Annotated in this window: 33 protein-coding genes; 5 read left to right on the top strand and 28 right to left on the bottom strand. The window is 48.9% G+C overall.

What is annotated here, in order from left to right; translation table 11 throughout:
• Positions 1 to 83 precede the first annotated feature (83 nt).
• From P5704_027885 to P5704_027870, 4 genes are read right to left on the bottom strand one after another with little or no spacing between them, the layout of a single operon-like run.
• A complete protein-coding gene (locus tag P5704_027885; GenBank protein WOF81700.1) occupies positions 84 to 1,508 on the bottom strand; it encodes a hypothetical protein in 1,425 nt (474 codons plus the stop codon).
• Positions 1,509 to 1,568: 60 nt separating this feature from the next.
• Complete coding sequence (locus tag P5704_027880) at positions 1,569 to 1,829, bottom strand: hypothetical protein (GenBank protein WOF81699.1); 261 nt, start codon at positions 1,827 to 1,829, stop codon at positions 1,569 to 1,571.
• A complete protein-coding gene (locus P5704_027875; GenBank protein WOF81698.1) occupies positions 1,826 to 2,404 on the bottom strand; it encodes a hypothetical protein in 579 nt (192 codons plus the stop codon). The genes P5704_027880 and P5704_027875 overlap by 4 nt, the downstream gene beginning before the upstream one ends.
• A complete protein-coding gene (locus P5704_027870) occupies positions 2,401 to 4,212 on the bottom strand; it encodes a hypothetical protein (protein WOF81697.1) in 1,812 nt (603 codons plus the stop codon). The genes P5704_027875 and P5704_027870 overlap by 4 nt, the downstream gene beginning before the upstream one ends.
• Positions 4,213 to 4,355: 143 nt before the next feature.
• Between P5704_027870 and P5704_027865 the strand changes: the two genes are divergently transcribed.
• Positions 4,356 to 4,619: a hypothetical protein gene (locus tag P5704_027865; protein ID WOF81696.1), complete on the top strand. Its 264-nt coding sequence runs from the start codon at positions 4,356 to 4,358 to the stop codon at positions 4,617 to 4,619.
• 10 nt (positions 4,620 to 4,629) lie between these two features.
• On the opposite strand, the gene P5704_027860 is transcribed toward P5704_027865, so the two are convergent.
• Together P5704_027860 and pilV are read right to left on the bottom strand one after the other, a co-directional pair.
• A complete protein-coding gene (locus tag P5704_027860; GenBank protein ID WOF81695.1) occupies positions 4,630 to 5,655 on the bottom strand; it encodes a hypothetical protein in 1,026 nt (341 codons plus the stop codon).
• A 124-nt stretch (positions 5,656 to 5,779) separates the two neighbouring features.
• Positions 5,780 to 7,381 (bottom strand): shufflon system plasmid conjugative transfer pilus tip adhesin PilV, encoded by a 1,602-nt coding sequence (gene pilV / locus P5704_027855; protein WOF81694.1) that lies wholly within the window; start codon positions 7,379 to 7,381, stop codon positions 5,780 to 5,782.
• 225 nt (positions 7,382 to 7,606) lie between these two features.
• Between pilV and P5704_027850 the strand changes: the two genes are divergently transcribed.
• Positions 7,607 to 8,218, top strand: coding sequence for a peroxiredoxin (locus tag P5704_027850; GenBank protein ID WOF81693.1), 612 nt, complete (start codon positions 7,607 to 7,609; stop codon positions 8,216 to 8,218).
• A gap of 40 nt (positions 8,219 to 8,258) precedes the next feature.
• Positions 8,259 to 9,200: a thioredoxin-disulfide reductase gene (gene trxB, locus P5704_027845; GenBank protein ID WOF82226.1), complete on the top strand. Its 942-nt coding sequence runs from the start codon at positions 8,259 to 8,261 to the stop codon at positions 9,198 to 9,200.
• Positions 9,201 to 9,320: 120 nt separating this feature from the next.
• On the opposite strand, the gene P5704_027840 is transcribed toward trxB, so the two are convergent.
• The 21 genes from P5704_027840 to P5704_027740 all read right to left on the bottom strand — a co-directional run bounded on the left by P5704_027840 (position 9,321) and on the right by P5704_027740 (position 22,317).
• Positions 9,321 to 9,854 (bottom strand): hypothetical protein, encoded by a 534-nt coding sequence (locus P5704_027840; protein WOF81692.1) that lies wholly within the window; start codon positions 9,852 to 9,854, stop codon positions 9,321 to 9,323.
• A gap of 49 nt (positions 9,855 to 9,903) precedes the next feature.
• Positions 9,904 to 10,116: a hypothetical protein gene (locus P5704_027835; GenBank protein WOF81691.1), complete on the bottom strand. Its 213-nt coding sequence runs from the start codon at positions 10,114 to 10,116 to the stop codon at positions 9,904 to 9,906.
• Between the two features lie 158 nt (positions 10,117 to 10,274).
• Positions 10,275 to 10,691, bottom strand: a complete 417-nt coding sequence (locus P5704_027830) for a hypothetical protein (GenBank protein WOF81690.1) — start codon at positions 10,689 to 10,691, stop codon at positions 10,275 to 10,277.
• Positions 10,692 to 10,729: 38 nt separating this feature from the next.
• Entirely contained in the window at positions 10,730 to 11,077 is a 348-nt protein-coding gene (locus P5704_027825; GenBank protein ID WOF81689.1) for a hypothetical protein, read from the bottom strand.
• A 165-nt stretch (positions 11,078 to 11,242) separates the two neighbouring features.
• Complete coding sequence (locus P5704_027820; protein WOF81688.1) at positions 11,243 to 11,749, bottom strand: hypothetical protein; 507 nt, start codon at positions 11,747 to 11,749, stop codon at positions 11,243 to 11,245.
• Between the two features lie 50 nt (positions 11,750 to 11,799).
• Positions 11,800 to 12,621, bottom strand: a complete 822-nt coding sequence (locus P5704_027815; protein WOF81687.1) for a hypothetical protein — start codon at positions 12,619 to 12,621, stop codon at positions 11,800 to 11,802.
• On the bottom strand, positions 12,608 to 13,318 hold the full coding sequence (locus P5704_027810; protein ID WOF81686.1) for a hypothetical protein: 711 nt from the start codon (positions 13,316 to 13,318) through the stop codon (positions 12,608 to 12,610). Before P5704_027810 ends, P5704_027815 begins: the two co-directional genes overlap by 14 nt.
• A gap of 73 nt (positions 13,319 to 13,391) precedes the next feature.
• On the bottom strand, positions 13,392 to 14,270 hold the full coding sequence (locus P5704_027805; protein WOF81685.1) for a hypothetical protein: 879 nt from the start codon (positions 14,268 to 14,270) through the stop codon (positions 13,392 to 13,394).
• Between the two features lie 72 nt (positions 14,271 to 14,342).
• A complete protein-coding gene (locus P5704_027800; protein WOF81684.1) occupies positions 14,343 to 15,161 on the bottom strand; it encodes a Sir2 family NAD-dependent protein deacetylase in 819 nt (272 codons plus the stop codon).
• A 17-nt stretch (positions 15,162 to 15,178) separates the two neighbouring features.
• Positions 15,179 to 16,000: a Sir2 family NAD-dependent protein deacetylase gene (locus P5704_027795; protein WOF81683.1), complete on the bottom strand. Its 822-nt coding sequence runs from the start codon at positions 15,998 to 16,000 to the stop codon at positions 15,179 to 15,181.
• Positions 16,001 to 16,174: 174 nt separating this feature from the next.
• Positions 16,175 to 16,681, bottom strand: coding sequence for a hypothetical protein (locus P5704_027790; protein WOF81682.1), 507 nt, complete (start codon positions 16,679 to 16,681; stop codon positions 16,175 to 16,177).
• Between the two features lie 11 nt (positions 16,682 to 16,692).
• On the bottom strand, positions 16,693 to 16,959 hold the full coding sequence (locus P5704_027785; GenBank protein WOF81681.1) for a hypothetical protein: 267 nt from the start codon (positions 16,957 to 16,959) through the stop codon (positions 16,693 to 16,695).
• A gap of 13 nt (positions 16,960 to 16,972) precedes the next feature.
• A complete protein-coding gene (locus tag P5704_027780) occupies positions 16,973 to 17,386 on the bottom strand; it encodes a hypothetical protein (protein WOF81680.1) in 414 nt (137 codons plus the stop codon).
• A gap of 410 nt (positions 17,387 to 17,796) precedes the next feature.
• Positions 17,797 to 18,270 (bottom strand): ParB/RepB/Spo0J family partition protein, encoded by a 474-nt coding sequence (locus P5704_027775; protein ID WOF81679.1) that lies wholly within the window; start codon positions 18,268 to 18,270, stop codon positions 17,797 to 17,799.
• A gap of 10 nt (positions 18,271 to 18,280) precedes the next feature.
• Entirely contained in the window at positions 18,281 to 18,517 is a 237-nt protein-coding gene (locus P5704_027770) for a hypothetical protein (protein WOF81678.1), read from the bottom strand.
• A gap of 43 nt (positions 18,518 to 18,560) precedes the next feature.
• Positions 18,561 to 18,824 (bottom strand): hypothetical protein, encoded by a 264-nt coding sequence (locus tag P5704_027765; protein WOF81677.1) that lies wholly within the window; start codon positions 18,822 to 18,824, stop codon positions 18,561 to 18,563.
• 282 nt (positions 18,825 to 19,106) lie between these two features.
• Positions 19,107 to 19,316, bottom strand: a complete 210-nt coding sequence (locus P5704_027760) for a hypothetical protein (protein WOF81676.1) — start codon at positions 19,314 to 19,316, stop codon at positions 19,107 to 19,109.
• Between the two features lie 246 nt (positions 19,317 to 19,562).
• Positions 19,563 to 20,474, bottom strand: coding sequence for a hypothetical protein (locus P5704_027755; protein ID WOF81675.1), 912 nt, complete (start codon positions 20,472 to 20,474; stop codon positions 19,563 to 19,565).
• Complete coding sequence (locus tag P5704_027750; GenBank protein ID WOF81674.1) at positions 20,474 to 21,247, bottom strand: hypothetical protein; 774 nt, start codon at positions 21,245 to 21,247, stop codon at positions 20,474 to 20,476. The genes P5704_027755 and P5704_027750 overlap by 1 nt, the downstream gene beginning before the upstream one ends.
• A 49-nt stretch (positions 21,248 to 21,296) precedes the next feature.
• Positions 21,297 to 21,617, bottom strand: a complete 321-nt coding sequence (locus tag P5704_027745; protein ID WOF81673.1) for a hypothetical protein — start codon at positions 21,615 to 21,617, stop codon at positions 21,297 to 21,299.
• Between the two features lie 145 nt (positions 21,618 to 21,762).
• Positions 21,763 to 22,317, bottom strand: coding sequence for a hypothetical protein (locus P5704_027740; GenBank protein ID WOF81672.1), 555 nt, complete (start codon positions 22,315 to 22,317; stop codon positions 21,763 to 21,765).
• 61 nt (positions 22,318 to 22,378) lie between these two features.
• Here P5704_027740 and P5704_027735 point away from each other — a divergent pair, with 61 nt between their 5' ends.
• Together P5704_027735 and P5704_027730 are read left to right on the top strand one after the other, a co-directional pair.
• Positions 22,379 to 23,395: a hypothetical protein gene (locus tag P5704_027735; GenBank protein ID WOF81671.1), complete on the top strand. Its 1,017-nt coding sequence runs from the start codon at positions 22,379 to 22,381 to the stop codon at positions 23,393 to 23,395.
• Positions 23,382 to 24,671, top strand: a complete 1,290-nt coding sequence (locus tag P5704_027730) for a hypothetical protein (protein WOF81670.1) — start codon at positions 23,382 to 23,384, stop codon at positions 24,669 to 24,671. The genes P5704_027735 and P5704_027730 overlap by 14 nt, the downstream gene beginning before the upstream one ends.
• Before the next feature lie 88 nt (positions 24,672 to 24,759).
• On the opposite strand, the gene P5704_027725 is transcribed toward P5704_027730, so the two are convergent.
• A complete protein-coding gene (locus tag P5704_027725) occupies positions 24,760 to 26,124 on the bottom strand; it encodes an HD domain-containing protein (GenBank protein WOF81669.1) in 1,365 nt (454 codons plus the stop codon).
• Positions 26,125 to 26,268: the final 144 nt, after the last annotated feature.

Below are 26,268 nucleotides of genomic sequence, written 5' to 3'. Positions count from 1 at the left end.
GCAAGCCCCGAATTATGATACAATATGCTAATGACTTACATTATCGAGAAAAATAAACAATCTCGTCAATGCTGGGATTGTTGTTAAATATCCAAGCCCGCCGACAAAGCTCGCCTTTTCATGGCAGGCACGGCTTTGAAAAGCCACATGGGTGCTAATCTATCGAACCTGTCTTTTATTTCTGTGGATGACTTTGTATAAAGTGATTCAGTTTTCTCTATTAAGTTGTCACGCGGCAAAATATCAAAAAGACTTGCGCTTTCCATTATCCTAAGATGTGTATCTGCCCCGTATCCGTACCTCTGGAAACTATTAAATTTATCAACTATTGTAGTTTTATATGGATCGCCGAGCAGGTCAACGCCATGCTTCTGTGCGCTTTCAACGACCTTCAGTATCGAGTAGAAGTTATTCGCCGCGTGCTCAAACTGCTTAGCGAAAACCTTGGCCATAAAATCCGAAGGTACATCACTTCTGTCTGCTACATGCAGATCAATAATCCGAGTGAAATTATCGAAATCATCGACACAGCGCATAAGTAGCGCTTCGGTAACCGTATAAAAGCGAAAGGCATCGACGCGAATGCTAATTAGCGCACGGTCAACGTCGCTTGAATTAACATTTGCATTAAGAAGATGGAGTGATGAAATAGCAGGTGCGTAATACTCCTGAAGCCTTTCATCATCAAATGTGCGTAAATTTGTCTCAGGTGTTTTGCAATGATAAAGGTAATGCACCAGCGCCGTGGTATTCAACTGGCCTTCACGTATGTCTCTTGCTTTGAGCGAAATGCCGCACAAATTCTCTCTAATCAGCAGTTCATCATCGAGAGCTGAATGGTGCGTAAGTCTCATTATGCATGTGCCGAACCCCCCCATTCCGGAGCGAAACAGCATGATACCGTCACTCATATATGAGCTAGAACGAAGCTCATAATTCCAGCTCATTTCACTTAGCAGATGGTCGTGCTCGATGCCCCAATCGATTACCGGCGCCCATTCATACTTGCATGCCATGGTCAGCGTCTTGGCAAAAGTGCGCGCGGGGATCTCGCCATATTGAGCTTCTTGCGACAGAAGCCCCTCAAGTAATTGAATGATAACGTCAAAGCGGCGGGCATTACCAATCATTCTCATGAGTTCGTCGAGTTCAACATCCTCATCAAAAAAGGCCTGCTGGTCGACGATTTGATCGACAAGATGGATGAGCAAAGGTGCAAGGCTTGGTTCCTGAACCCAGTCCTCAAGCAGCTTCACATCTACCGGGATGATCTCAAGGAGCTCATGCAGAACCGAATGTGGTAGTGGCCGCTTTTCGTGAAAGAGCATGAGGCCCTTTGCCCTCACGAGACTATCGTTCAAGGCCCGATGGCCACGCGCACCCGTCTCTCGGATAGCTTCATAGGTCGTTCGCAAAATCATTACCGCAGCCAGCGCCCTGTCCTCACATGACTGATGAAAAACATTCGCCTCAAGGTCTTGTAGATGAAGATCAAGATTGGGCTGCATGGTTGAATCCGTGAGTTTGGGTGAGGCAATGGAATCCGCTGCGCGAAGGATCGATTGGGGTTAGACAGGAACCCACTTGTTCCCCTGTTTTTCCGCCAACTCTCCGCCCTTATTGATACGCCAGCTGTAGGTCATCCCGTGACAATTGACAAGATCAAGGTTGAATTGCCACTCGTAATCGACCTTGCATACATAAGTGACGCTTCCATCGGCGTTTAAGCTGCTGGGTGAGCGCTCCTTTCCGCAAATTGGGCACTCCAATGGCGGGTAGTCGCGATGCGTCTCGCCAGCTTTCACATCTGTTTCTAGGTGATTGCTCATTTGTCCGATCCCTCGTTTACATATTCATACCCTGGCATGGTGTTCACCCAGGATTCTCGCAGGTAGCGATAAATTTCTTGCCAGCCAAGACCGTGGGGCTTCAATAATGACTCCTCACTGATGTCTTTCAGTCGAATCCCCGGCTGATAACGCTGCGTAAACTGTACGGTATGAGCTACCTCATGCGCCACAAGCCCTGCCAGATATACCAGCCAGGGCCCTCTGAAGCTCCCGATCACGGTCGACTTCTGAAGGGATTTGTACTCGATGAACTCAAGCACGCAATGCTCTCTCACGTCTTTTAGGCTGAGTGAAACAAATGGGCGGCTTTTCCTATAGCCACCGTAGCTTAAGCGTCGAGCTGAACTCCATGTAATGCTGAGATCTATGGCTTTACGAAAACCATCAAACGGTTCGGCAGGGCTAGCATCCGAGCGAAGAAGGTCACAAGCCTTATCGAGCAGCCTTATAACCTCACACTCAACCTCTCGGTGGAAAGACGCTTCAGCCATTCGCTTTCGGCGCATTTCAGCTATCTCCATACGCTGATGGTCAGTGATCGGTGTAATGGTCATCGCCGTTTAATCTCAACTGTATAGCCTCGTGAAGCAAGGTTGCGCTCGTTGCAGCGCACGTAAGCCGTGAAAGGATAATGGCTCAGTGCGCGGCCATGGCGATTCCTTCCTTCGTCGCTAAACATCCACGAAGAGCCAATGTCGAACGGCGCTTGATTACGATCTGAAGATGCCCACCCCTGGTTTCGGCTCCAGCCATTGAGCAAATCCGGCAGATCAGAAACGCTGATGCCCATGATTTCTGCAAGATCTTGTGAATTGCCAGGCTTGACGATGGCAACTACATCAACCTGGCTCTTCCCATCAAATACGCATCTTGGATTGTAGGTCTTGTGTTTAGCGCTTTGCCGGTAAAGGTTTACTGCATCATAGGCGTAGGCTTCTGCGTTTTTAGACCATTTCACACAGGAGTGCGCCAGAGCATCGCACATGTTTTCACGAACACACCGCTCGAACTCTGGTTTGAAATTCTTCCAGAGGTTATCAAACAGCAGATTTGACGTCTCAATGACCCATGTCCCAATGTTGTAGCCAATGATGCTACGTACGACCTCCTGCATTTCATCCTGAGTGCCCACGATGTTCGGATTAAGGCTCCTGAGTCGGATAGCCTTTTTGGCGAACTCCTCGGTTTCAGAAGAGAACCTCAATTCAGGCCATTCGATAATCTTTTTGTCGTTGATCATGCAGCCCATGGGCTGAGTTGAGACCGGGAGAAAATCCTCTACAGCCATACCGTCAAGCGCGCTACGAGCCACCTTCAGTTCCCATTCTGAAAAGTTAAGCTGGGCAAGCATGCTTTCGAGTGTTGGTAGGCTAAGCGTCCAGCGCGGACGAGCCAATACAGGCAGGTTCTTGATCTCGGTCTCCGCAAGCGTTGCGCTGTGCAACGACTCGACAAGCAAAGGCACGAGAGTGGCTTGTTCGTTGATTTGCTGTTGAGCAAGCTCAACCACCATTGCAAGCCAAATCACTACGTCGCGAGGAAGCTGGTCGACCTGAGTGAAATTCTCATCAGCCACCTTTGAGGAATCCCCGTAATAGCTGACTCGATTCCATTCCGGGTATCGCTCAACCATTCCATCAAGATCCAGGCGTTCACGCATGTGCGCGTTATTGGCGCGCTTCTGCTCCATGTCTCCGGTGCGCACGTTGACTGACAGAGTGGAATAGAACAGCGTACAGCCAGGCCGTTTGATGCCAATGGCGGTCTGCGAGTGACCGATCCTTGCAATATAAGCGCCCATGGGTAGTCCATGCTTGAGCATGTCTACGAACTCGGCAATAGTCTCCGCGATAACGATGGTATCGCTGAGGTGCAGGGGTAAGGCATCAATGACAGGATCCTTCGAGATCCAGTTGATCTTGAAACCCGAACTCATGCAATAGATTGCATCACGCAGACAGCAGGCCACTTCTCGAATCGATGGCTCCCCGTATGCCTCACTAATTTTAGAAAGGCGTGCAGTGATGCGCTCCTGAAAGCGCAGCATTGGGTCTTTGATAGCCTCGTCAAGAGAAGACTTGAGGGCCAGAATAGACGACACCTTCTCGACGAAGCCCTCCTCACGGAGCACCTGGTGAAGGTTGATCCTGGAGCCGTTAATGGTAGCCTCGATCATTTCATGCAACAGCATCCCCATGGCAAGTCCGGTAGGGTCATTTTTCTTGAGCATGGCGACCGTGCCATCCCATTCGTAAGCGCCATAGTTGCCGCGATCACGAGAATCAAAAATCAGCGTGTCGGGAAGCGCGCGAATGTGGGTCAGGTCGTCACTGATCCGATCAAGCAGGCTGTAGTCGATCATTAGGGCTCTCCATCTGATATACCAAGTATACATGGAATACAGGCAATGTCAATAAGATCGTATAGTTTACTCCGCGTCTCGGTTGTCGTAAGATCGGGGGATTTCGCGGATTACCCGTTTGAAAGCTGATGAAAGGGTGATTGATGAACACGCAAGGCAAATACGTCATTGGAGAAATACAAGACGGCATCAGTTCGTTCGTTGTGGCGGTCTGCTTCCCTGAGCACATTGGGCATAACACTGTGGCTCGAAAGCTGTTCAGTCAAGAAGTCATTGCTGGAGGATTCTTCAGTATTGATCACGAAGGCAGCGTGCGGGTTTATGGTGCTTCAACATCTACCGGATCCAAATCCCGGCCCGGTGAGGATGAGCGTCTCATCTGCCAAGCCCTTGGGCTTGAGTGCTAGATCATGCAACTCAGATGCTGAGATCGTTGTTGATCATAATTTTCTTGAGTAAAGGGTAGTCCTTTAGATTATCCTTGCTTACTACACCTGGGTATTTCATCAATATCTGAAATCCCTCCTCGGTTAAATCCTTCAAGCGTGGTTTTAGGTTCGATAAGCCGGCTTGTTTAATCACATCAGCCAATAAATCGCATATGCTTGACCCATATTTATCATAGACTTTTGCTTTTTGTTTTAGCATATCAAGTAAAGAAGCATTGTGGTTAAAATCTAACCGGTCTTTCCTCATGCTGCACGCTAGCTTTTCCGAAAAAAGATCGAAAATAACAAGCCTTTCCTCGTCCGCAGCAAATTTGAAAAGAGCTCGGTCTGGAATCAGGCATGAATGTTTGAAAATAAGATCAAGTCTTTCAAATAAAAACCTCTTTAAAATTGGCCTATTCTCAAGCTTGCTCGCGTTCATTATGTTGGTATGTAAGAAATCGCTTACCAAACCTTGTATAAGTCTTTCCTCTAAAATCTCCAGGTAGTAAGGAGTAATAATCTTTTCTTCACCAACTATATTCAACAAAATTTCTATCGTCTTTATCTGTCCAGGTGCGCATGGATACAGCATCGAGGCGCTGTATATATCAAGGAGGGTTTGCTCACCAAGCCCTTCATAAAGACCATTAATAACCTCCGGACTACTAAACTCGTCGTGAGTTAAAGCTCCGATCAATCTGATTAATCCAAATTCGTCGTTATCTTCAAGTAGCTTTCGAGAAATCTCGGCAACTGAGCACCGAGCCTTCATTAAACTCAATGTCTCTTGCATGTCGTATGAATTAATAAATGCAGAACTTAGTGCATTATTCGATATCAATAAAGCTAAAGATTTGTCGAGACTTTCGCTGTAGCTTTGATTGCGAGTGTGATCCAGGTGTTGCTTAACGGCAATGATGATATCTTCAAGATTGCCATCATTCTGAACGCCTGTGTGGGACACCAATATTTCTACTGCATCGTTAAATGAATCATCTGTGTTTGCTGACACGGTTACCTCAGCAATGCTAAGCAAAGCGTTTGATCTAAAATCGAAAAATGGAATAATAATTCGATGGTCGTAGTAAAAATATGATATCAGCTGATTCTTTATTTAGTAAATGATTTGTCTCTACTCACAGCGTGAAGACGCTGACATTGTATTGGCCAGCACCGCATGCGTATGGAAACGATGAAATCATATATCCAGTGTTAGCTGGAACGCCAAATGATATATAGCCGACTTTTGCATATGAGTTGTTATTGTCAATGGCTGTCGCAACCCGTGTGCCATTGACATATCCCGTCAAGCTGTACCTGTTCGACCAATCACTTCCGCAATCATAATCATTGCCACCTGAGACATGAACAAGAATTGGCCTCGATCCAGAATTAAAATATGTGGTGCCATGATGAGTACCTAAATGTGTATATTTGCCTTCAACCCCTTCTGGCGAACTCCAGGTGCCTAAGGAGCACGCAAGGATCATTCCCTTGTTATCACGCCCAAGTAGGCCATTCGGAGAGCACGCTGAACCTTTAACAACAGATTTATTAAGCTGAATGTGCTCATTAGCTTGTAGGCGACCACCAACATAAAGCTCTTGATCGATCTGCACATTGAGTAGTCTACTAATGGCTGAAGGATCAATTTTATAGGCCACATTGTCTGAATCGTAAAAAATGGGGGCTTCCAATTTTGTTTTTGATTTCAAATGGCCGTCTGATTCAATATCGCCTTTAGCAGTTAAATCCTTGACTGTCGATTTCTTATTCGGGTCTATAACAAATGATCCGTCATCAATATCAATCAGGCGTTTTGCGACTACATCTGCCTTTGTCTCAATATTTTTGCTGGCATAAACACCACCTGAGTTTACCGCCAGGTTTCCACGCGTGAGCTCTATACCATTGACGAGATTTCTGCTGTTTGAAACAAGTAGCTTTCCATAAATAGCCTGATCGGCATCTACAATTACAGCGTGCCCCACCGCTGCCCCACCTTCGTTACCCAAATAAAGGCTCTGCGACGCAATGTTCTGCAATCTTGAAATATTGTGTATTTGACGCTGAGACTCCTCCTTTAACGGGTTGAAGTTTATATTGTCATTCATAAAGTTGCTGCCATCGGTTCTCAGCCATGCGTCGGTTGAGGCATTGTTGCTGGCCAGCATGGTTATCCTGGCGGTCGTCGGGCTTGACGAATAACTGTCTTGGGTTGCAAGCGCAGTTGGTGTGTTATTGTGCGTAAAGCCCGATGCGGCTGTAATGGCAGCTAGTCCAGATAAATCACCTCTAATCTTGCCGTTATCGAGCAAGAATGGGCTAGAGGTAGTTGTAACTCTCGTTATCTGATTAGGCGCTGACCCCGTAGTTTTAATGCTCGATTCCAATGAAATTCTTCCGAACTTTATTGGTAATGCTTTACTGGCTGCCGGAAACTCGCAAGGTAGATATTCTTTAGCGCTTGTGCCACCGCATGAGACCAGCTTCAGCCAGGAAGTCCCCTCCTCTACCCTGTCTGCTGCACCAGCATTGTCCGCTACCCAGGATCTTACAGCGTTGTTGTATTGATTTAGCTGTCGACCAATATCTCGCGCTTTAGCCTGCTCGAATTCCAGATGCTTTTGTGAGAAAGCAAGGATCGTTAAATATGACAATAGTCCAATGACCAGAATCAACTCAATCAGTGTTACACCTTTTTGTTTTTTTATTGTACCTGGCTTGAGTGTGCTCATTTGATTATCTGTGGTTTGGTTCACGCGGGCGTGACATTACTAATAGGCTGAATTTTACCGCTTAAAAAACAATCAAAAATGATAACAATCAAAAACAAGCAGATGGGCTGAGGTTCGCTGGCCGATAGAATTTATCTATTGCCAGAATAATCTCAATGAGGTTGATAAATCAATATCCATGAATCAATATAGACTCATGCCTAACAACCAAAAAGGAATCACACCATGAGTGTACTCGTTAACAAAATCGCCCCTGACTTCGTAGCTCCCGCAGTCGCAGGAGATGGTCAAATCATTGATAATTTCCGCCTCTCTGACGCATGGAAAAGCGGAAACCCTCGCTATACCGTGCTGTTCTTCTGGCCAATGGACTTCACTTTCGTCTGCCCTAGCGAAATCATTGCGCACAATAACCGCATGCAAAAATTCAGGGAGCTTGGGGTTGAGGTGATAGGCGTCTCCATTGACTCGGTCTATACCCACTTCGCCTGGCGAAATACGCCAGTGGAGAAAGGTGGCATTGGGCCCGTTGAATTTACAATGGTTTCAGATATCAAGCGTGATATTATGCAGGGCTACGGCATTGAGCATGCTGACGGCGTTGCTCTTCGGGCGACATTTCTTATCGACCGACAAGGCATTGTTCAACACCAGGTCGTCAATAACCTTCCTTTGGGTCGCGAGGTCGATGAGGTTATCCGGGTTATCGAGGCCCTCCAGTTTACCGAAGAGCATGGCGAGGTTTGCCCTGCTGGCTGGCGCAAAGGCGCTAAAGGTATGAAGGCCGATGCCGCTGGTGTTGCTGACTACCTTGCTGAAAACGCCAATTCCCTTTAATCATCCTGGCGGGCGAAAGCCCGCTTTTGAGGTCAAAACAATGCAAGAGCGTCATTCTAAGTTAATCATTCTGGGCTCTGGGCCTGCTGGCTACTCAGCAGCCATCTATGCGGCTCGGGCAAACCTGAGTCCTCTGCTCATCACGGGCATGCAAATGGGGGGTCAATTGACGACCACAACGGAAGTCGATAACTGGCCTGGAGATCCTCATGGGCTGACAGGCCCTGCCCTGATGCAACGGATGGAAGAGCACGCCAGGCGTTTTGAAACAGAAATTCTGATCGATCAGATTCAGGCTGTCGACCTTGCAGAGCGCCCCTTCCGTTTAACTGGCGATAGCATCCAATACACCTGTGATGCGCTCATTATCGCAACAGGGGCCAGCGCCAAGTACCTTGGACTGGAATCCGAAGCCGCCTTCATGGGCAAGGGCGTCTCTGCCTGTGCGACCTGTGATGGATTTTTCTATCGAAACCAGGATGTGGCGGTGGTCGGGGGTGGTAACACGGCTGTCGAAGAAGCTCTATATCTTTCAAACATTGCTCGCAAGGTTACCCTTATTCACCGTCGTGATTCGTTTCGATGTGAGAAAATCCTGGAAAAGCATCTCTATGAACGGGTTGCCGAAGGCAAGATCGATTTGATCTTGAATTCCGAGGTTGATCAGGTGCTGGGTGATGAAATGGGTGTCACTGGCGTCAGGGTACGAAACTCGGATGGCCAGCCTCAGGACATCGAGGTGCGTGGGCTTTTCGTGGCTATCGGACACACCCCTAACACGGGAATCTTTGGTGACCAGTTAGATAAGCGTGATGGTTATCTAATCGTAAATGGTGGCCGCGAAGGAAACGCAACAGCGACCTCAGTACCGGGTGTGTTTGCGGCAGGCGATGTGGCTGATTCTGTCTACCGCCAGGCGATCACGTCAGCTGGATCCGGCTGCATGGCAGCGCTTGATGCTGAGCGCTTCCTGGCAAGCTAGGTTAAGGCGTTCAGTAGCCTTTTCTGGAGCCTCTCATTGAGAGGCTTTTAAGCTGAGTCGCGCACCTTCATGAGACTTGGCTTTCGCGTTTTTCTCCGAACGTGTTGTTCCTGCATTTCTCTAAAGAAAAACGGCATCCGTAACCGTTTTAACCCCATCGGCGTCAATGGTAGTCATACGCATTCGAGCACCTTCCCCGCCACGAGTCTCGAAGCCCTTTGGAGGCTCGATAATAAAGCCAATGGCGCGCGTTTCTTCGCTTCCTAGCGTAATACCCCGGCTGAAGTCTGCATTCTCCGGCAAGCAGTCATCGAAGTATGGGCGAATGAGATCAGTCTCGGCGCAGGTAAGGGGGTAGAAAAAGTTATTGAAGTGCTGCATGAGCCAGCCACCGTTTCCAGCGTGGCACAGAATGTAGTTGTCAGAACCAAACTGCCCTTGCTTGCGGCGAACCTGAGCCACCCACCCAATGGAGCCACGCAACGATCCGCTATGCGGGCCTGTTTTAACAAACATTCCATACTTTGGAATACAGAGCGACCCCATGCCGCCAACGGTTTTCATCCAGCGCGCCTCGTGATCGGCTCGAATGCTGTCAAAGATCTGAGCTTGCAAATCATCAAAGGCTGTTTGATTGGCTTCATTTAGCGGCATTATTGTTGCTCTCTATGCTCTTTATTTTGGAGATAAAACAAAAGCTGAATCAAGTAAAATCTATACCTAACAACCAATTTTCTGCAATGGCCGCACCCATTGAAACATTCTTGAGATAGATATAAATTTGCTCAAATAAAATAATAACAAGCAAATTATCATGGCCACATATGAAGCTCGACGCACCCCGAGAGGTGATGTTTTTATCGTTGTTCAAGAGCATAGCAGATCCAGCTACAGAGGCTCTAAAGCCAATACTCACCAAGAAATACCACAACGCGCAAACTTCTCATGCAGTGGCTCGCAAAAAAAGTCGTCAAGAAAGCCACGGGCAGTCATGACGCCACAAGAAACCACATCAATCATCAATGCCATTTGCTCATTGATAGTGATCGGAGCGCTGATGTATATCATCTCATTCTAGGCGGATTTGATCGCCGTGATTTGGATTCTGCGCCCATTGCTGAAGCAAAATGTGCGTGCCTGCCCCCATTGGAATCGCTCATATACGACACCATAGGATTTGGTGCTCACAACAGGTCGCTGGCAAGCCACCTTGGCATTGATGTTGATTGCCAGGGGTGGGTTTAGAGTGATGTCAATAAATGCCTCAACGCCATCGCTGGTTTTTTCGACCGGAAGAATCGCTCCAGATAGAATTGGTTCCTTATTATTCCCCCTTCCTTCCGTCAGGAATTCAGTTGGAGCTCCCACGCCAATCGAGATATGTTGAGCTGTTGTGCTTTCCTGGAAGACAAAAGATACCTTTTCAGCGTCCGCAAACGCTGGTGCCGAGGCAAAGAGAATGGAAAACAAGAAGCCTGTGATCTTCATCATGTCATTCAATCCATTGTGATGCTTGCTCTGCTGAGCGTTTATTTAAGATGGACTAGCGTAGCAAGGGCCATTGCAAATGCATTGCTAGCAACCATGTCCTCCCAAGACGAGAATCCGTCAAAGCTGTAATTGTTCTCAACAGCTTCTTTGAGGTAGGCCTCCATCGCAGCACAAGCAATATAGTCAAGCTGCGTAACCCCTTGGGTGGCTTCATGCTTGTCGCGGTAAACAAGCATCTGTTGGGCCATCAGAGCACTGTGTCGTCCAAGCATGTCATCGAACGACTCAAAGCCATCCCATGTCCACTCCTGCGCAAGCATTAGCGGAAAATACGTTTTGATTGCTTGGGCGGCATAGAAATCGAGTGGGTTGACTGGTGTAGGCATGATGGTTTCCTCGGCTTTCATTCCATTATATGAATATTGACGTTTTTGTCAATAGCTACACGCCGGGAGTGGTTATCCATGATGTCAATCAGCCAAGAAAAATGGGGCCGCATAACAATGAGGCCCCATCCTTTTTCAATTTTACACCTTCCGTTCGTTACGCCATCAGGATTTCGGTGTCATCACGTGCACTGACTTGATGGTGTAGCTGTCCTTTGTGAACCCGCCTTGGTCGAAGTACTGAATATTGCCGATAACAAAGCTTCCATCAAGATTCATTACCTTGGCAACCTCGGCCTTGATTTCATCATGAGTAGCATTGTCCTTCAGAACACAGTTTGTGACGGTGTCTGTGCCGAAAACCTTTGCATTGAACGAGCTATTGTAGCTATCTACGTCTTTCTGTGCCTTTGCAAGGTCGCCTTCAGAAACGCAGCGAACATGAGTGCTGGCGACTGTTTCTGGCTGCAACAGCCAGCCCTTGCCCATTGCCTTGAGTGTTTCATCCACCTTGCTTTTGCCGTCTAGCGCAACTACGCGAGATTCCTGGCGATCATGGATATCACTCAAGGATGATTTGACCATGGCAACCATCGCAAATACCGCGATCACGACCATTACGCATAGCGATATTGCAAAGCTGCTGCCTTTGTTCTCAACGCTCTTTGACATGTTTTCACCTTTCGGTTGTTAATTTCATGTATTACAACCGAAAGGTGCAGTTATGTCAATTGGTGCCTATTAATTTGTGATCGTTTGCGGGCAAATCTTCGCTTATGAAAGAAAGCCAGGCCAATACAGCCAAGCAGCCATACACTGTGGGCAAAAATATCCAAGGTGTAAAACGCCTCACGCACAGCCGAATGAGCCCGGCTGGCACCCTTTTCATCAACAATGATCTTTCTGCCATTCTTATCGGCATAATAGGCAACAAACGCGATTCTGAGTCCGTCAGCGTCATTGAACAATCCATAGTGATGAGCAATTCCTTCGGTTTCGGCTTGCTCCAGCGTGTCGGCTTCTATTTTATGAAGAGACTCACCTAGAGGCCCGTCGATATTTGCCTCATCGACTGACTTTACGGTAAAGCATTTAAGCGACCGTTTTTGACAAACTTCCTTAAAGGCTTCACCCTCAAAAGGTAGCAGGGTTAGTAAGCTGCTTCCTGAATCAGCCTCCCAGGCCTTTAGCGTTTGCCAAACCATGACCTGATGAAACAGGGTCGTCGTTACCAGTACGGCCCATATGCAGACCGTCATGATAAGTCTGTCGACTGAGCGCCAGCGTTTAAAGCAGCTCAAAAAGGCTAGGATCGCAGCAGATGATGCGAGGTAGATCACGAGGATCAGTTGAGGATTCAGATCAGGCCTAAATTCACGCAACCACTCGTAGGGCTTTTCGAGGCAATTCATCCCGAATGCTATGAGCAGAGATCCCACAACGACATAGACCGTTAGATTGCGACGAAAAACCATCGCAAGCGCGAGATTCACGGCTGAGAAAATCAGAAAAGTATCTGTTTTGGCTAGGTCAAGGAAGTTCACGGGTCTTGCTCCTGTGGAAAGCGATAAGTGAAAGACCTAGCAGCATCCATGCGATTGTTGCGGCCAATGACAGCATTGAGTAGCCGTTAATCAATGTCTCCAGGGCTATTTCACTGGTATAGGCATCGCGAATAGCGAAATTTGAATCTTTATCCTTGTAGAGTAAGGCGCCATCGTTATTTTCCTCCATCCAAACGGAATAGCCACCGTCCGAGACATGCAATTGCCTGGCTTGTTTTGGGCTGAAGGTATTCTGCTCGATACACTCGTAGTCAGGATTTGAGCAGACATCGGTGCGAACTGAATGATTCGCCTCAAAGATCCATTGACGTTCTGATAGCTGCGAGTCGAGCCAGGAAGGTACAAGACGAGCTTGATAAACGCCGATGAAGACGATGTGCGTGATGAGCATGAAGCCAAGCGCCAGCGCTATAAATATCCGATCAAAACTTCGCGTTTTTCTCATGCATCGCAATAAGTCAACGAGCCCTAGAAAGCAAAAGAGCAGCGTAAGCATCGGCAAAGGGAGTACCGTACCAAACAGCCCGGAGACCATCCCGTCAGGATTTATCGCAGCCCACAGCAAACCGTAACCGCAGGCGCATACGAGAATCATTCGATCAAGTCTAGGCCGTAGGGCCAGGCCCCAGCTCAAAGAGGTCATGAAGGATAGGATAAAGACCGATGCATAGCTCATGCTGACTGGCGCCTCAATTGTAGGCGTCAATTATCCGCTATCGCATTATGGCAAAGCAATGCCTCTGTAGGTGCTAAATTTCCAAATCAATGGAAACCAGATTTCGCATTACATCTCTTGACCCTTTGGCGTGAGGTCGTAGCTCATCTGTCGAGTACATTTCGAAAAGACGCTTTTTCCGTGCAGGTTGCTTGATCATCAGGCTAACCACTTCGTCTATTGGGTGGGTTTTGATGTAACCTTTGAGCCAATGAGCTGGCCACATCACCTTTGAAGATTCTTTCATGAGCGCACGTACCCCGGCGAGCAGATTTTCGGGCTTTTGTGCGTGACCAGGGCCGACAGGCCAATATCCATCGACTATCAGCTTTTGTACGACATCAAGCCGCCCCCACTGCGCCAGCGCATACGTCAGGGTCGGATCCTTACGCAGACCGGTCTTTAGCGCTTCATCTGTAATTGTATTGAATAGCGCTTCGCCAATGATGTGGCGTGTTGCGGCTTGCAAATTCGTTGACACAGCTAGATTCAGCAGCTCGCTATCGATCAATGGTAATGCGATTTCGGGCCTAAACTTAATCAGAACGGGCAATGCCTCGCCATCAACCTCAAAGACTCTTTGCAGCAAATCCCTTGTAATTGCACTGGCCTGAATGTTGAGTGCGGCGCCAGTCTTGTTCAGGATCGCTGCCACTGCCAAGTCCTGGTAAGCCCCATGCTCAAGCGAGGCAAACATCTTTATGCAGTTAGGCTCGGCCTTGATGAGCGCTAATCGAACGTCGTCAGACAGCTGCTCTGGCTTCAAGAGCTTTTCGATCCACCCATAACCGCCAGCATCGATTAGCGCCCTTAGCAGTGATTGCAGAAGACGATCTGATCTAGCGTTTTCACTCGCAAGATCATGGCGTTCAATTCGGCTGAGCAGCGCTGTTACTTTCTGATGATCAATCATGGCGTATCCTCTGGATACATGATGTGCCATGAGCTTGGTCTTCGACAACAGGATCAGCCATAACCAGGTTGTTTACGGTTGCGCCATCGCTTCACTCAAGCGAGTTGCCAGCGACTCGCGCTCACACCCTTGCGCTACAAGGTTGGCCAAGATTGGAAGCGCACGGTCTGCCTCGACCCTGATAGGGGTGACATGTTCTGGAACATCGAGATCAGAATCGCATACCAAAAATATCGTTTTATACTGGCTAGCCTCAGGGTCTATGTAAAGAACAGGGGCGCCTGCTGCTACGGCGTGACTGATAATGTCCGCCAGGTAGGAAAACTGAAGCGATGTTCCAGAGATGATTAACACATCACACGTCTTGGCAAATCCCAACATCCGCTGATAGTGCTCATCCTTGATCATCTCTCCAAACATGACCACGTCAGGCCTTATAACGGCGCCTTCACTAGGTTTGCATGTGTAGCATCGTGGCGGAATTACCATTCCTTCATGCAGCCAGGGATGCGCGGGTCGCTTGCACTCCATGCAGAAGTGGCGATGATACGAACCATGAAGCTCGATCAGCTTGTCGTCAGTGAGTCCTGCGCGCAAAGACAGGCCGTCAACGTTTTGCGTAACCTCTAGAAAGTCCTCGCAGTGTTTTGAAAGCTCAGCAATGGCCTGGTGTGCCCCAGACGGCGTAGCAGATTGCAGGGCGATGGAGAATGCGAGCCAGTATCGCCAGATCTTGCCGGGATCCTGCTTTAAAGTGGTCGTTGAAAGAAGAGCCTCAATCGGCATCCCTGCTTCTTTCTCAATTTCAGTGTAGCGACCATCCTCACCTCGATAAGTCGACAGGCCTGCTCCCGTGCTTATCCCTGCCCCCGTTAACATCATAATGCGCATTGTGTTTTAACCTTGATTTATGCTCTGGTGAGCATGTCATGAAGCGTTATCTTTTGGCCCGGTTTGCTTGCGGACACGTTCAATATGTGTTGATGAAGCAAAGGCAGAACGCGGTCAGCACTGTCTCGAATCATCAAAAACCCAGACTCCGGGTAGTCGTCCAAATCGATAGCGGCCAAAATGCCGCTGGACGATGTTCCTTTGGGATCGATGTAGATGATGGGGGTGTTGGCATTGAGCGCCGCCACAGTCATGTGCAGCAAGTACTCAAACTGCATGGACGTGCCTGCAATGACAAGGAGATCACACCGGCCTGCAAACTCGACCGCCCTCTGCTTGTGTAGTGGGGATATGTCCTCGCCGAACAGTACAATTTTTGGTCTGATCACGCCCTTTGGATCCCAATCGCAGTCGGTGCAATAGGGAACCTCATTGGCCTGCTCTTCATGCTCGAAGTCGTGAGGCTTGCCGCATTCCAGGCACTCATGACTTAGCGCCGTGCCATGCAGCTCAACCAGATGGCGCTCATGCAAGCCGGCCTTTCGAGACAGCCCGTCAACATTCTGGGTGACCTCTAGAAATTCATCACAACTGTTAGCCATGGCGACGATGGTTTTGTGGGCAATGGACGGTTCGGCGCCCTTGAGACCGCTACGAAACTCTGCCCAATAGGCCCAGAAGAGCTCAGGATTGAACCAGAGGGTTTTCCTGCTAATCAAGTGTTCAACCGGAAGGCCAAATCGCTTCTCGATATTTTTATAGCGGCCATCCGTGCCTCTGTACGTGGCAAGCCCAGAGCCTGTGCTGATGCCAGCACCCGTAATCATCATCACCTTCATAAATATTGTGTCCTAAGCCACGGCGTTGCCGTGAAGAGCCGATCTCTCTGCGAAACAAACCTACCGCAGCGTCTTGGCAATATACATTCTTTAGAAAGGGCAATCTTTAACTTTAAGCAAAAACCGTCAACTACCGGCTGGATGCCTGCCTGGCAGAGGGATCATTGCAGTCGATCACATTTCTGTCTCAGCGCAGGCTATACGCCAAATTTCAGGGAAACGAGCAGGCACCAGGCTCAACGCTGCGTGCGCATAGCGGGTCAAAATTGCATCCCCAGAGGTTTCGGCTGCCGACTTACCGCCAGAAAAACCATGAGAACCATCAACCGCTTTGGCGAGAAATGAATGAGCATTTTCTTCGTCGGTCTGCTTGAAGAACACAAAGCTAAAACTCCCATTCAGCAAGGTCGCTTCTGCTTTCGGCTTCGCATGCTTCGCCCAGGTTGTAGCATCCACCCAATGCTCCTCGGGATTGCCGGATAACCAGGCTTCTCCAAACCTCACATACAGGGCAAATCCATAGGCACACGCGAATTCGGGTTCCACTGTTGCATTCCACCAATCAGTGATACGCTTGATCGCAGCATGACCTTCTTGATTGTCTTCGCAGGGCATGCTTGCCATGTGCACAGCGTCGACAAATACACTTGTGGGCATTGAGATTTTATTAACCAGCTGCATAGGATTTCCTATCAGTCCTGAATTTTTGACTTGAGCCTGTCGAAAACGGAACGCGCGAAATCGGGAGCTGCCTTTTTTGCATCTTCCATCGACGCGAATCCTGTCGTCATGAGATTCATGAAATGCAGCTCATAGACAGGGCTCTCATCCGACTCGCGAATGACCATCAATTTCTGCCCGGCAAAAAGAGCCGTTTGAAAATGTGGACTATCGCCGTGCCACTGTTGCTGCGGAGCGCTGTGGGTATATTGGCCCCCAGGTGCCAGCGTGATTTCCATGAGCTCTCCTTGATCAGTTTGCTTGGGCATCTGCGAAGCTGAGGTGCTGTCCATCGTATGAAAGGCTCAGTGTCTGTTGCTGGCCTCCTAGGCGCATGATGGCAGGAGCCTTGCGAAGAACAACCCCGGAACGATCTAGGTCTTGTTGAGCCTGAGAAACAAGAATGAGCTTCTTCCCGCATTGCTCAGCACTCACCTCAAGCGAGGCGATGCCTTGCGCAACAGATGCACGATCCCACGAAGGAACGTCATCAATTGCAACGGCGGAGTGGCTGACCAGATCAGCTGCGGAGGGGTCAAACATTTGCCCGGACGACTCAGGAGTCAGGATTTGAATAGAGCCTGGATTTTCTGCACTGAACTTTTGCAGCAGTGTCGTTTTCCCGGTTCCTGCCCAGCCGGTAAGGTGCAATACGGTAATTTCCATTTGTTTCCTCGATAAATTGTAAGCAGTTAATTTTCGACTTAATGCGCCCCAGGGCACCCCTTAAAAGCATTAAGGTTAACCCTATGCTGAAAAGCGCGACTGCACATGCGGCGAAGGACGCACGCCAATAGTTCGTAATCAGAGCTTGAGCATGACGTACATCCTGTTTTACTCGATCAACTCAGCGGTTGCCAGTGAGTCGGAATCAGGAACACTTCGCCGCGTGACTCGTCAACTTCTAGCCAGTTCGGCTTGACCCCATTCCTCGACAGCCTGAATGAAGCAACAGACACCCAGTCGCAGTAGTACCGATTTGCGAAATGGGCCGCTCGCACAGCAGTACCATCTTTCGGAGCTGTCACAATGGGGTTCCAGTTTTCCCAGTCTTCGCGTGGCATCGGCATTGTCTCCTATACTTGGCTGTCGATGTTGCAACTGGTTAGCAAGGCATTGATACGGCCTCGCAGCTCAGGGCTGGTCTCAGCGGCATTCCGCAGCTCGGACATCTGCTCCAGGATCGTTTCAGCAGCATCCGCTCCAAACTCATGAAAGAGGCGTTCGAGAGTGGAAATAACTTCCTCCGGCGCTATGGACTCACGATCCATATTGAGGATGAGAGAGGCTGCCGTGCTTTCATGCACGCCGAGCGGAATGACCCGTATCGGAACTATGTCGATATTCAGCTGCATAGCAGCTAACCAGCGAACCTCGCCGTCAACAATCTCGTAACCATCCCCAACACGACGAACATCAATAGGTTTCGCAATCATGCCGAGATCTCTGATGCTCTCGGCCATGGCATCAACTTGAGCCTGAATGGGTGGTGCGAGTCGCCGGCTATTGCGAAGAAGCTTGCTTGTTTGGATCGCTGTTGGGCTGGCCATGGGATTTCACTTAACTCTTGTCGGTGACTATTGAGTAGATGATACCGCTCCAGCCTGGGAAAGCGTTCAGCTGTTGAAAAATGCAGTGAGTGTGCCATGCAGCAAAGTCGGCTCCCAAGTCGGTGTCACTGATCCGCTCGGACTTCGTTACCTTAACGCCACTGTGAAGATCGCAACGCTCTGCCTTGAAAATAGTGCCTTTGTTGCTACGGTGCTCCAGCGGCTTATCATTGATCCAGTTTGCCATGCGCTGGCTTCCCTTGACTCAGCAGGCCGCATACGGCGGCTTCCTATGCGGAAGCGTGTTCGGTGACTACGGTACAGTGATCCAGGGAAACAGCCCCTGAAACATCCTCCACCATGATGACCGCCTCGCAACACATAACGAATGCTCGACCGCAAGTTTTGGTCTGGATCGTCTCACCCGATCCAAGGCGCTCTTCGTAAGTCACGGTTACGCCTTCCTGGTGCTCGGCATTCCAGTCGTAGCACTGAGCCTTGGCAGCTACCTCGCGCTGGCGAAGCGTCATGTTCTTGGGTTTAGCATGCGGCATGCCTAAGTCCTTCGGTGGGGTGGACGCCGAACAGGCATCCTTCTACGGCCTCAGCCCCACAGATGCGAGGCTTGGGCATTACAGGGAAGTTCTCTTGACCATTCGATAAGATGCCCCCACTCCCCGCAACCGTCGCAGGCCAGATACACATTCATCAGGAAATCGCAGCGTTCACAGCCCTCACAATCCGTCAGGTGATGGATGTTGTCGGGAGGTGGAAGCACGCTGCTATCCCTCAACCCGAGAGCTTGCCGCAATAATTTCGCCAGTCACTATGGTTTCCTATTTACCTGATCTTGCTTCATTACAACTGGGCCTTTCCTTAAAAAACATTAAATCAAGGATGAATCCCACGAGACACATAAAAATACCAAGCCCAGCCCAGGGCATCAGCGGGAGAACATCTTTGCCCTCGGAGTGCAAAACCACAGGCGCGATTGAAAACATGATGCACAACACCAGCATGAATGTTTTTTCAAATTTACTGAACATGGGTTTTCTCGAACTTACGCTTTCGGTTTTTTCATCGCCCAGTCTCGGGCCTGCTGTTCACTGTCGTGCCGCGAAACGACACGCTGACCATCAACGACTTGCCACTCATCCCAGGCGCTGTTCATGGCGCTTAGGTGATGCGAGCCGACGACGCATCCCGATGATGTAATCACTCATGCTCGTTTTCCTTGAACTGTAAATCCAGATAACAAAAAAGATGAGGCCCCTTCGGGCCTCTTCATGACATTAATTGTGTGTGAGCAGCTTCATGATGCTAGCGTCCATGCCGAGCGCCTTAAGCGGCTCTGCAATATCAGCCAGCATCTGGCGCGAAGATGCGTCCGCCATCAGGCCAGCCGTCTCTGCAAGCAGTTGCTGCATCGGCTCGCGGATGGTCTCCATGGCTTGCTTGACTGCCTCGATACGCTGATCAAGAGCGGCATAGTCAGCTTTTGTGCTGATCTTTTGATCAGACTCAAGAAACTCACGAAGGCTTTTGCAGGCGTCAATCAATGGCTTGCCAATCTCCATTGCTCGACTCTTGGCGCTTGATGCGATTGAGACGGTTGCGATCAGGCGCGGTGGCTTGTCGAACAGGATCTCGGTATTGCGTGAAAGTGCACACGGGCTGGATGACTCTCGATCTCGCATCAATCCAGCAAATTGTTCGGCAGCTAGGTTGATCTCTACCAGGGCGAAACTTTCAGAAAGTCGAGGCTCTTCACGACCAATCATGCCAAAACCAAAGTGAGCCTGGCTGAATTTCAGGCCAATCATGGTGTGATCCATCGTCGGAGTGCCGACGAAGGTTGGGTGGGTGGTGCTGATTACGTGATGAGAAACGCAACCAAAACTCGGATGATCAGTGAAGAAACCATACTTTTCCTCTTTTTTGCAGGTGTCCGCAATAGGCAGGAACGCGGCCAAACGAGTCTTAGCGATATCACGAATGGCGCTGAACTCATGGGCTTTCTGAATGGTGATTTTACCAGTCGACACGAGCTTTCTCAGGCTGGCTTCGAAGCGGTCACCCTCCTTCAGATCATATGCTGAGAAGTCCATGGCTTTAAGGTCATCGTTTCGCAGCGATGCATGCTCGATCAGCGCTTGGGCTTCAGCTTCGCTGAGGCCAATCTCTCGATGAGAAAAGTAAGCCATTACATGGACTCCTTAATCTTGTTGGCCGACATGACTTCAAGCTTGATGTCAGTCGTTGTTTTGTCGGTGAACTCCGCCAGGCGTTGTGCATAGTATGCGGGATTGCTCTCAGTCCATTCGCCCAGCACATGAGCCGTCTTGGATGCCTCCATCCGAGCTGACTTGCTCATGACCCCGCCCTTTTCCTTTGCCTTATCAGCGGCATTGACCAGCTCATCGACCCACTGGGAAAGGCCATCGGTCATTTCCTGCGCCGCGTCATACATCATCTTGCTGCGCAAGGTATTGAGGTCACCTTTGAATTCGACCTCAGTCTCAGCATTTTGGCGGATGGTGGCGGCATAGACGCCACGGCCTGGATTGGCCAACAGGTTGGCAAACTCCATTTGGCTCATTTCGACGTCGAGAAGAAGGACGCGATTTACGTAGTCAACATTTCCTTGCTGGCTGACCAGGGCGTCACAACGGAAAACACGGACGCGGCTGGTCGAAAGAGATTTCACCTTGGATGCGAACAGCCGCACAGGCTCTTCGCACAGCTTTTCTTCAATGGTAATAAAGCCGATGGCCGGGTGCTTGACCAGTGTGCTGCCATCTTCATTCTCAATCTCGGCGTATTGAGATTTGATGTTCTCTTTTCGGTCTTCAAGCTTGGTGATGATAGCCTTGGACATCTCGGCGTTCGGCAGCGATGCAGCGACATCGATATAGCCACTGAGCATGTTCAATGATCGCTTCATTTGAGCGGTCGTTTCGGGGGTCAGGAACTTCATGTAAATTTTCTCCGCTTGATGCTGTAATGGCCCGAGCGCCGTAGCGAGCTCAGTCTTGCGTCTTGTAGTTTCTTTCCTGAACAGATTTCTTGATCGCCGCCACAAATTGGTCATGCGTGGCGGCGCAGTCACCGTTGCTGGGCCAGTACATGCCGGTCAATTCAAAAGCAATTGAGTCCATCACATCCGACCTTGGCAGCGTATCCAGGTCGGCGTTCTCAGCTGCTTTTACTTCCTTAACTGTGGAGCGAAGGCCGCGCTTATTTAGATCCTTGCGGCAACCATCCCATAAAGACTCGGCCTGTTCATCTGTCAAATCTAGAGCAAGGTAGCGAGTAGTCAGCTTCTTGATAACGTCGATGCCGCTCATGATGGTATTCTCAGTTCCTTATATGTGAACCAATTATATTGACAAAGTGTCAATAAGTCAAGCTTTTTGTCGCCCTTTTGCTGATTACAGGCGGTTGCAGGAAGGTAGGTTCACACGTGATTCAAAAAGTAGATAACGATCTCATTTAGATTGAAAAATCATCTTTAACCAGGAAGGTTCTGATGTTGCGATTTCCTTGGCTCATGGCCTCAGAAGCCCCGAATAACGCGACAAACGCTTTTGCTTTTTCAGTGCTTGTGACAAGTTCGATCACTTGTCCTGGCCCACATTGTGTTAATCGAGCCTTTGCGCATTGGAGATGATAGTAACTAGATCCAGTTCCAGCCACCCCGCGCGGTTGCATCTTGGCAAAAAATTCAAAAGCCGAGCGTGTATCCATATACTGCTGGGGAAAAAGATCTGGCCTTTCTGTCAGCATCTGAAGGATGAGGCGATCAAGCGATTCCTCTGAGAAATACCAAATGCAATCATTCGCAGCTACAACCGACGCAATAAACACATTCAGTGTTCGGTTTTGTTCCGGAACAGCGAGAACGTACATCGGCACAGACTCGATTTCCTCTATCCAGTTGCTCACATCTGGGTCTTCAAACCTTTTCTCCATCTCTTTAAAAAAGGAGCTTTGCTGCTCGACAATGCTGAGCGAGTGATGCGAATTCCCTTGCGCTATCCTGGACATTGAACGATCACGCTTGCCTTTTCAGTTATGCCTAGTATACTAGCAGAAAAGGGAGAAAGCAATGACAAAGCCATTCGATCCAAAAGACAATGACACCTACGTTGAGAAGCTATCCGACAACATGGTTCAGGACGTGCATCGGCATATGTTTGCCGATCAGACCACGACAGAGTCATTGAAGCGTGCTGAAGACAGTGTACTGCGTTTTGCAAAGGCGTCCGACCTTAAGCTTGTCAGCGTCAAAACATTAAAGTGCAAAACGCTCGTTCCTATGAGCCTGGTAAATCGCTACAGCCTGGGTGTCGATTCGCTCACCTATTCACAGAAAACGCCTGTGATGTTTGATCCCAAAAGGGAGCGTTTTGTGCTCTTGATGGATTGGCGATTTGCTCGTGACATGGATCTGGTTCAGTTAGCTGGGGCTTTTGACAAGGATATTCGAAATTGCATTGAGGTTTATCAGGATAAGGAAGGGGGTAGCCACCTTGCCCTGCTCTACCCTACCCTGGATGAACTGCGTTCGGATAAAATCCTCCACGGCGATACCGCGCTGCGTCCTTTTGCAGCACTGCATGAGGTTTATAGCAACTTTAGATTGTCGCTGATGGAAGGTGACAAGGTCATCCTCGTTCGATTTGATAATTCAGCGGCATCCGGCTATCTGATGGATCCCAAATCCAGAGATGCGCTAGGGGCTGTAAAGGCTTCGGCAATGCGCCTTGAGTTCACAGTGGCCTTTCGATTCGGAAAACGGTGTTACCTATCCAGGGACGGCAAGACCTTCGAGCAAAAGGACGTCATGTTCCTGGACAAGGCATCAGCTCAGAAGAAAAGTGAGGATGACACAATTATGCGTTCGCTTGGCATGGTCAAGGGCGATATTCTTGTGCTGCCCTATTCCGATGAGCAGATTGACTTCCTGAATGCCATGCAAGCAAGGTTGAACAGTCTTCACAGTGACATGCGAGCCTTCTTTGCAGGCTGTATGGCGCCAGCAGAGAAGCTGGATTGCCCGCTGGGCGAGACAAGTCTTCCTATGATGCAACTACTGATCGGCAAAATTGATGAAAAAGATTGATGCGCTTCTTCGATATTTTGGCCTTACTCATGAAGAAGATCATGAGCGTCGACTAAGGACTCAGGGTGTTGGATCATTTTATCTGTATGAGTCCGGCGAGCGGAAATGCCGCGTGCTATCGGCGCACGACAGGCATTACGAGGCGATTTCGAACTGGCGCGTCGAAAATTATGTGAGATCGAACACGCGTGCGCGATTGAAAGTGGCGGCAGTGGCTGGTCTTTTTGCTTCGCCCATTGTTTTGATAAATGCCTGGCTATTTGCAGGGTGGTTCTTGACTGCCATGCTTGCCGGAATATCATTTGCGATCAAGGATGAAATAAGGCTTGTAAAGTTTAAGCAGTTGAAAGTTCTGTTTGAATTTGATAAGGCCCTGCGAAGAAATAATGGGAAGCCAGGGCTTTTTGAAAAGAATTCCTCCATTGAATGCTTTGGATTAATTGAAGGTCGGAGAGTATCTCATTGGCTCGCCCCAAAGGGGCTCTATAGAGCTTTATACTGGGGCAATGTGGATGGGGTTTTTGGCCTTATTGAATGCTTGAAGCGCCCGCGCCAAGATGTCTTCTATCAAGCCCTTCCTTTTTCAACCTTGCTTGATCGCCTGGATGGTTCCAATCAGGTACTTGGGTTCTCATCGCGAGCAGAACTCTATGAGATGATGGATGCCGATTATCTTGAGCACCTTCCGGGTAGTGCGTACCAGCATCGAGACATGCTGGAAAATATGATTATTAAGGATGAGCGAGTTTTTGATCGCGTGCCAGGCGATTATGTCGATGCAGCGCATATGATGCAATGGTGCATTAAGTATTTGCCAAAGCACCTGGGTAAAGACTCAGGAATTTTGAATACGATGGGCATTGAGCGTGCATCTGTTGAAGCTCTTCGCACAGCTGGCGTGAGCATATATCTGCCATCGGTCATCCAGGAGCATGTATTAAATCATGCAATTAAAAGAAACAAGCGCGACCTGACAGAACTCATATATCAAAAAATCTATTATGGTATATATCAGGAATCACCCGAACTTCCTTTACGCGGAGGGTTTGGTTCTCTGCTGACTGCCTATCATGACTCTGAATTCTATATCTTTAAAGAGATAGATCTAAGAATGATCAAAGCTATTGCTTTTGAAATTGGGCCTGAGGCTGCTGGGGCGTGCGCAGATACTGTAGAATCAAAGCTTGGGTTTAAAGAAATATTTGGTCTGGCTGAAGCATGTGCCAGATTTCCAAAGGACAAAAAATTATTTATCACACAAGATTTGCAAATATGATCTTGTATTTAAACAATTCAAGCATTAGATTTGCATCAAGCAGTAGTCAAATTCAAGATAATAATACCCCTCTTTGGAGGGGTATGATTCAAAGCGCTGGTTCTGAAGAGTTACTGTGGGACTTAACTTCTTCCTTAATTACCTTCAGCGACTCATTGGCAAACCCTCTGCGCATGCCAAGCACAGTTGCTTTTGCATCTTCCAGCGCCATCCGCTCCATTTGCTCCTTCATCCACTTCCCGACTGGCAATTCATGAATCTCGGTCATGAGCTGAACAAACCAAGGGCCCTGGCGGTAGCGCATTGGCTTCTCCAGCGTGCCATCAGCCTTGAGCGTGCGGCGGCCTAGATTATCTGCCAGGCACATCATCGCCATGTCCTCAAGAAATGTGTTGTCATGGCGCAAGGTACGAGACAAGTCTAGATCGTCATACAGAGAAACAAGCCCTCTGCCTGACATATCGCGAATGCGGTGAATCTTTTGATGGGCCAATGCGCATCGATACGCAAACTGCTTGTACTCTCCCGGCATCTTGATGCGCTTAGCAAGTGCATTTAGCTCTGGCTCAAAGCGATCAGGATCATCATGGCCGGTATGGCGTCCAAGAATAGATCCATCTTCGTTCCATAATTCGGACTCCGGCGTTTGAGGCTTGCCGAGGTCGTGAAGCAATGCTGCCAGTCTCACCCTCAGAGACTGATGTGAAGGGAGGTTGCGAGTAAGAGCGGTAGCCTCATCCAGTACCATTCTGGTGTGAATCCAGACATCTCCTTCAGCGTGATAATCAATACGCTGCGGTACACCCTTCATTGCATGCAATTCAGGGAATACCGCTTCGAGCGCGCCACATTCATCAAGCACTTCAAAAAATCGCCGTGGATTATCAGACAGAATCGCCTTTTCCGTTTCGGCCCAGAATCGCTCAGCCGACAATGCTCCCAGCATTCCCTGCCGCACCATGTCTTCCATAAGTGCTTTGGTTTCTGGAGCAACCTGGAAGTCATATCGGGCGGCAAATCGAGCTACACGCAAGACCCGCAACGGATCTTCGATGAAGTGATGGGACACATGCCTAAGAATCCTTCTATCCAAGTCATCTCTGCCACCGTAAGGATCGAAAACCTCGCCGTTCTCACTCATTGCCATTGCATTGATGGTTAGATCCCGTCGCTTGAGATCTTCTTCAAGGCTCACGCCTTCCCATACGTATTCGAAGTCAGCGTAGCCCTCGCCAGTGCTGCGTTCTGATCTGGCCAATGCATACTCATCCTGTGTTTTTGGGTGCAAAAAAACAGGGAAATGACCAACCTGCGCAAATCCACGTGAAATCATTGTTTCAGGCGACTCGCCAATGACAACATAGTCGATGTCTTTCGCCTCAATTCCTAAAAGCGTATCTCTAACAAAGCCACCCACACGATAGCATTCGAAATCATTAGTATTTGTGGACATAGCCACCCCGGAGGCAAGGTTTGTCTTGTCATTATATGCAAATCAGATCTTAGCAACAAGTGTGGCTGAATCGCCATAAGGAGCTTCGGCAAGGAGAATTCTTCACAAAATTGAACGCTATTAATTTGACTATATCAATATGTT

The organism is Pseudomonas sp. FeN3W (genome assembly GCA_030263805.2).
Classification (GTDB): Bacteria; Pseudomonadota; Gammaproteobacteria; order Pseudomonadales; family Pseudomonadaceae; genus Stutzerimonas; species Stutzerimonas stutzeri_G.
The sequence above is the reverse complement of the archived record's forward strand: the minus strand, read 5'-3'. Positions and strand labels throughout refer to the sequence as shown.

Bases quoted from the DNA above. Each gene is read 5' to 3' on its own strand.
- P5704_027885 (WOF81700.1), bottom strand. From the start codon at position 1,508: ATGCAGCCCAATCTTGATCTTCATCTACAAGACCTTGAGGCGAATGTT.
- P5704_027880 (WOF81699.1), bottom strand. From the start codon at position 1,829: ATGAGCAATCACCTAGAAACAGATGTGAAAGCTGGCGAGACGCATCGC.
- P5704_027875 (WOF81698.1), bottom strand. From the start codon at position 2,404: ATGACCATTACACCGATCACTGACCATCAGCGTATGGAGATAGCTGAA.
- P5704_027870 (WOF81697.1), bottom strand. From the start codon at position 4,212: ATGATCGACTACAGCCTGCTTGATCGGATCAGTGACGACCTGACCCAC.
- P5704_027865 (WOF81696.1), top strand. From the start codon at position 4,356: ATGAACACGCAAGGCAAATACGTCATTGGAGAAATACAAGACGGCATC.
- pilV (WOF81694.1), bottom strand. From the start codon at position 7,381: ATGAGCACACTCAAGCCAGGTACAATAAAAAAACAAAAAGGTGTAACA.
- P5704_027850 (WOF81693.1), top strand. From the start codon at position 7,607: ATGAGTGTACTCGTTAACAAAATCGCCCCTGACTTCGTAGCTCCCGCA.
- trxB (WOF82226.1), top strand. From the start codon at position 8,259: ATGCAAGAGCGTCATTCTAAGTTAATCATTCTGGGCTCTGGGCCTGCT.
- P5704_027840 (WOF81692.1), bottom strand. From the start codon at position 9,854: ATGCCGCTAAATGAAGCCAATCAAACAGCCTTTGATGATTTGCAAGCT.
- P5704_027830 (WOF81690.1), bottom strand. From the start codon at position 10,691: ATGATGAAGATCACAGGCTTCTTGTTTTCCATTCTCTTTGCCTCGGCA.
- P5704_027825 (WOF81689.1), bottom strand. From the start codon at position 11,077: ATGCCTACACCAGTCAACCCACTCGATTTCTATGCCGCCCAAGCAATC.
- P5704_027820 (WOF81688.1), bottom strand. From the start codon at position 11,749: ATGTCAAAGAGCGTTGAGAACAAAGGCAGCAGCTTTGCAATATCGCTA.
- P5704_027810 (WOF81686.1), bottom strand. From the start codon at position 13,318: ATGAGCTATGCATCGGTCTTTATCCTATCCTTCATGACCTCTTTGAGC.
- P5704_027805 (WOF81685.1), bottom strand. From the start codon at position 14,270: ATGATTGATCATCAGAAAGTAACAGCGCTGCTCAGCCGAATTGAACGC.
- P5704_027800 (WOF81684.1), bottom strand. From the start codon at position 15,161: ATGCGCATTATGATGTTAACGGGGGCAGGGATAAGCACGGGAGCAGGC.
- P5704_027795 (WOF81683.1), bottom strand. From the start codon at position 16,000: ATGAAGGTGATGATGATTACGGGTGCTGGCATCAGCACAGGCTCTGGG.
- P5704_027790 (WOF81682.1), bottom strand. From the start codon at position 16,681: ATGCAGCTGGTTAATAAAATCTCAATGCCCACAAGTGTATTTGTCGAC.
- P5704_027785 (WOF81681.1), bottom strand. From the start codon at position 16,959: ATGGAAATCACGCTGGCACCTGGGGGCCAATATACCCACAGCGCTCCG.
- P5704_027780 (WOF81680.1), bottom strand. From the start codon at position 17,386: ATGGAAATTACCGTATTGCACCTTACCGGCTGGGCAGGAACCGGGAAA.
- P5704_027775 (WOF81679.1), bottom strand. From the start codon at position 18,270: ATGGCCAGCCCAACAGCGATCCAAACAAGCAAGCTTCTTCGCAATAGC.
- P5704_027770 (WOF81678.1), bottom strand. From the start codon at position 18,517: ATGGCAAACTGGATCAATGATAAGCCGCTGGAGCACCGTAGCAACAAA.
- P5704_027765 (WOF81677.1), bottom strand. From the start codon at position 18,824: ATGCCGCATGCTAAACCCAAGAACATGACGCTTCGCCAGCGCGAGGTA.
- P5704_027760 (WOF81676.1), bottom strand. From the start codon at position 19,316: ATGTTCAGTAAATTTGAAAAAACATTCATGCTGGTGTTGTGCATCATG.
- P5704_027755 (WOF81675.1), bottom strand. From the start codon at position 20,474: ATGGCTTACTTTTCTCATCGAGAGATTGGCCTCAGCGAAGCTGAAGCC.
- P5704_027750 (WOF81674.1), bottom strand. From the start codon at position 21,247: ATGAAGTTCCTGACCCCCGAAACGACCGCTCAAATGAAGCGATCATTG.
- P5704_027745 (WOF81673.1), bottom strand. From the start codon at position 21,617: ATGAGCGGCATCGACGTTATCAAGAAGCTGACTACTCGCTACCTTGCT.
- P5704_027740 (WOF81672.1), bottom strand. From the start codon at position 22,317: ATGTCCAGGATAGCGCAAGGGAATTCGCATCACTCGCTCAGCATTGTC.
- P5704_027735 (WOF81671.1), top strand. From the start codon at position 22,379: ATGACAAAGCCATTCGATCCAAAAGACAATGACACCTACGTTGAGAAG.
- P5704_027730 (WOF81670.1), top strand. From the start codon at position 23,382: ATGAAAAAGATTGATGCGCTTCTTCGATATTTTGGCCTTACTCATGAA.
- P5704_027725 (WOF81669.1), bottom strand. From the start codon at position 26,124: ATGTCCACAAATACTAATGATTTCGAATGCTATCGTGTGGGTGGCTTT.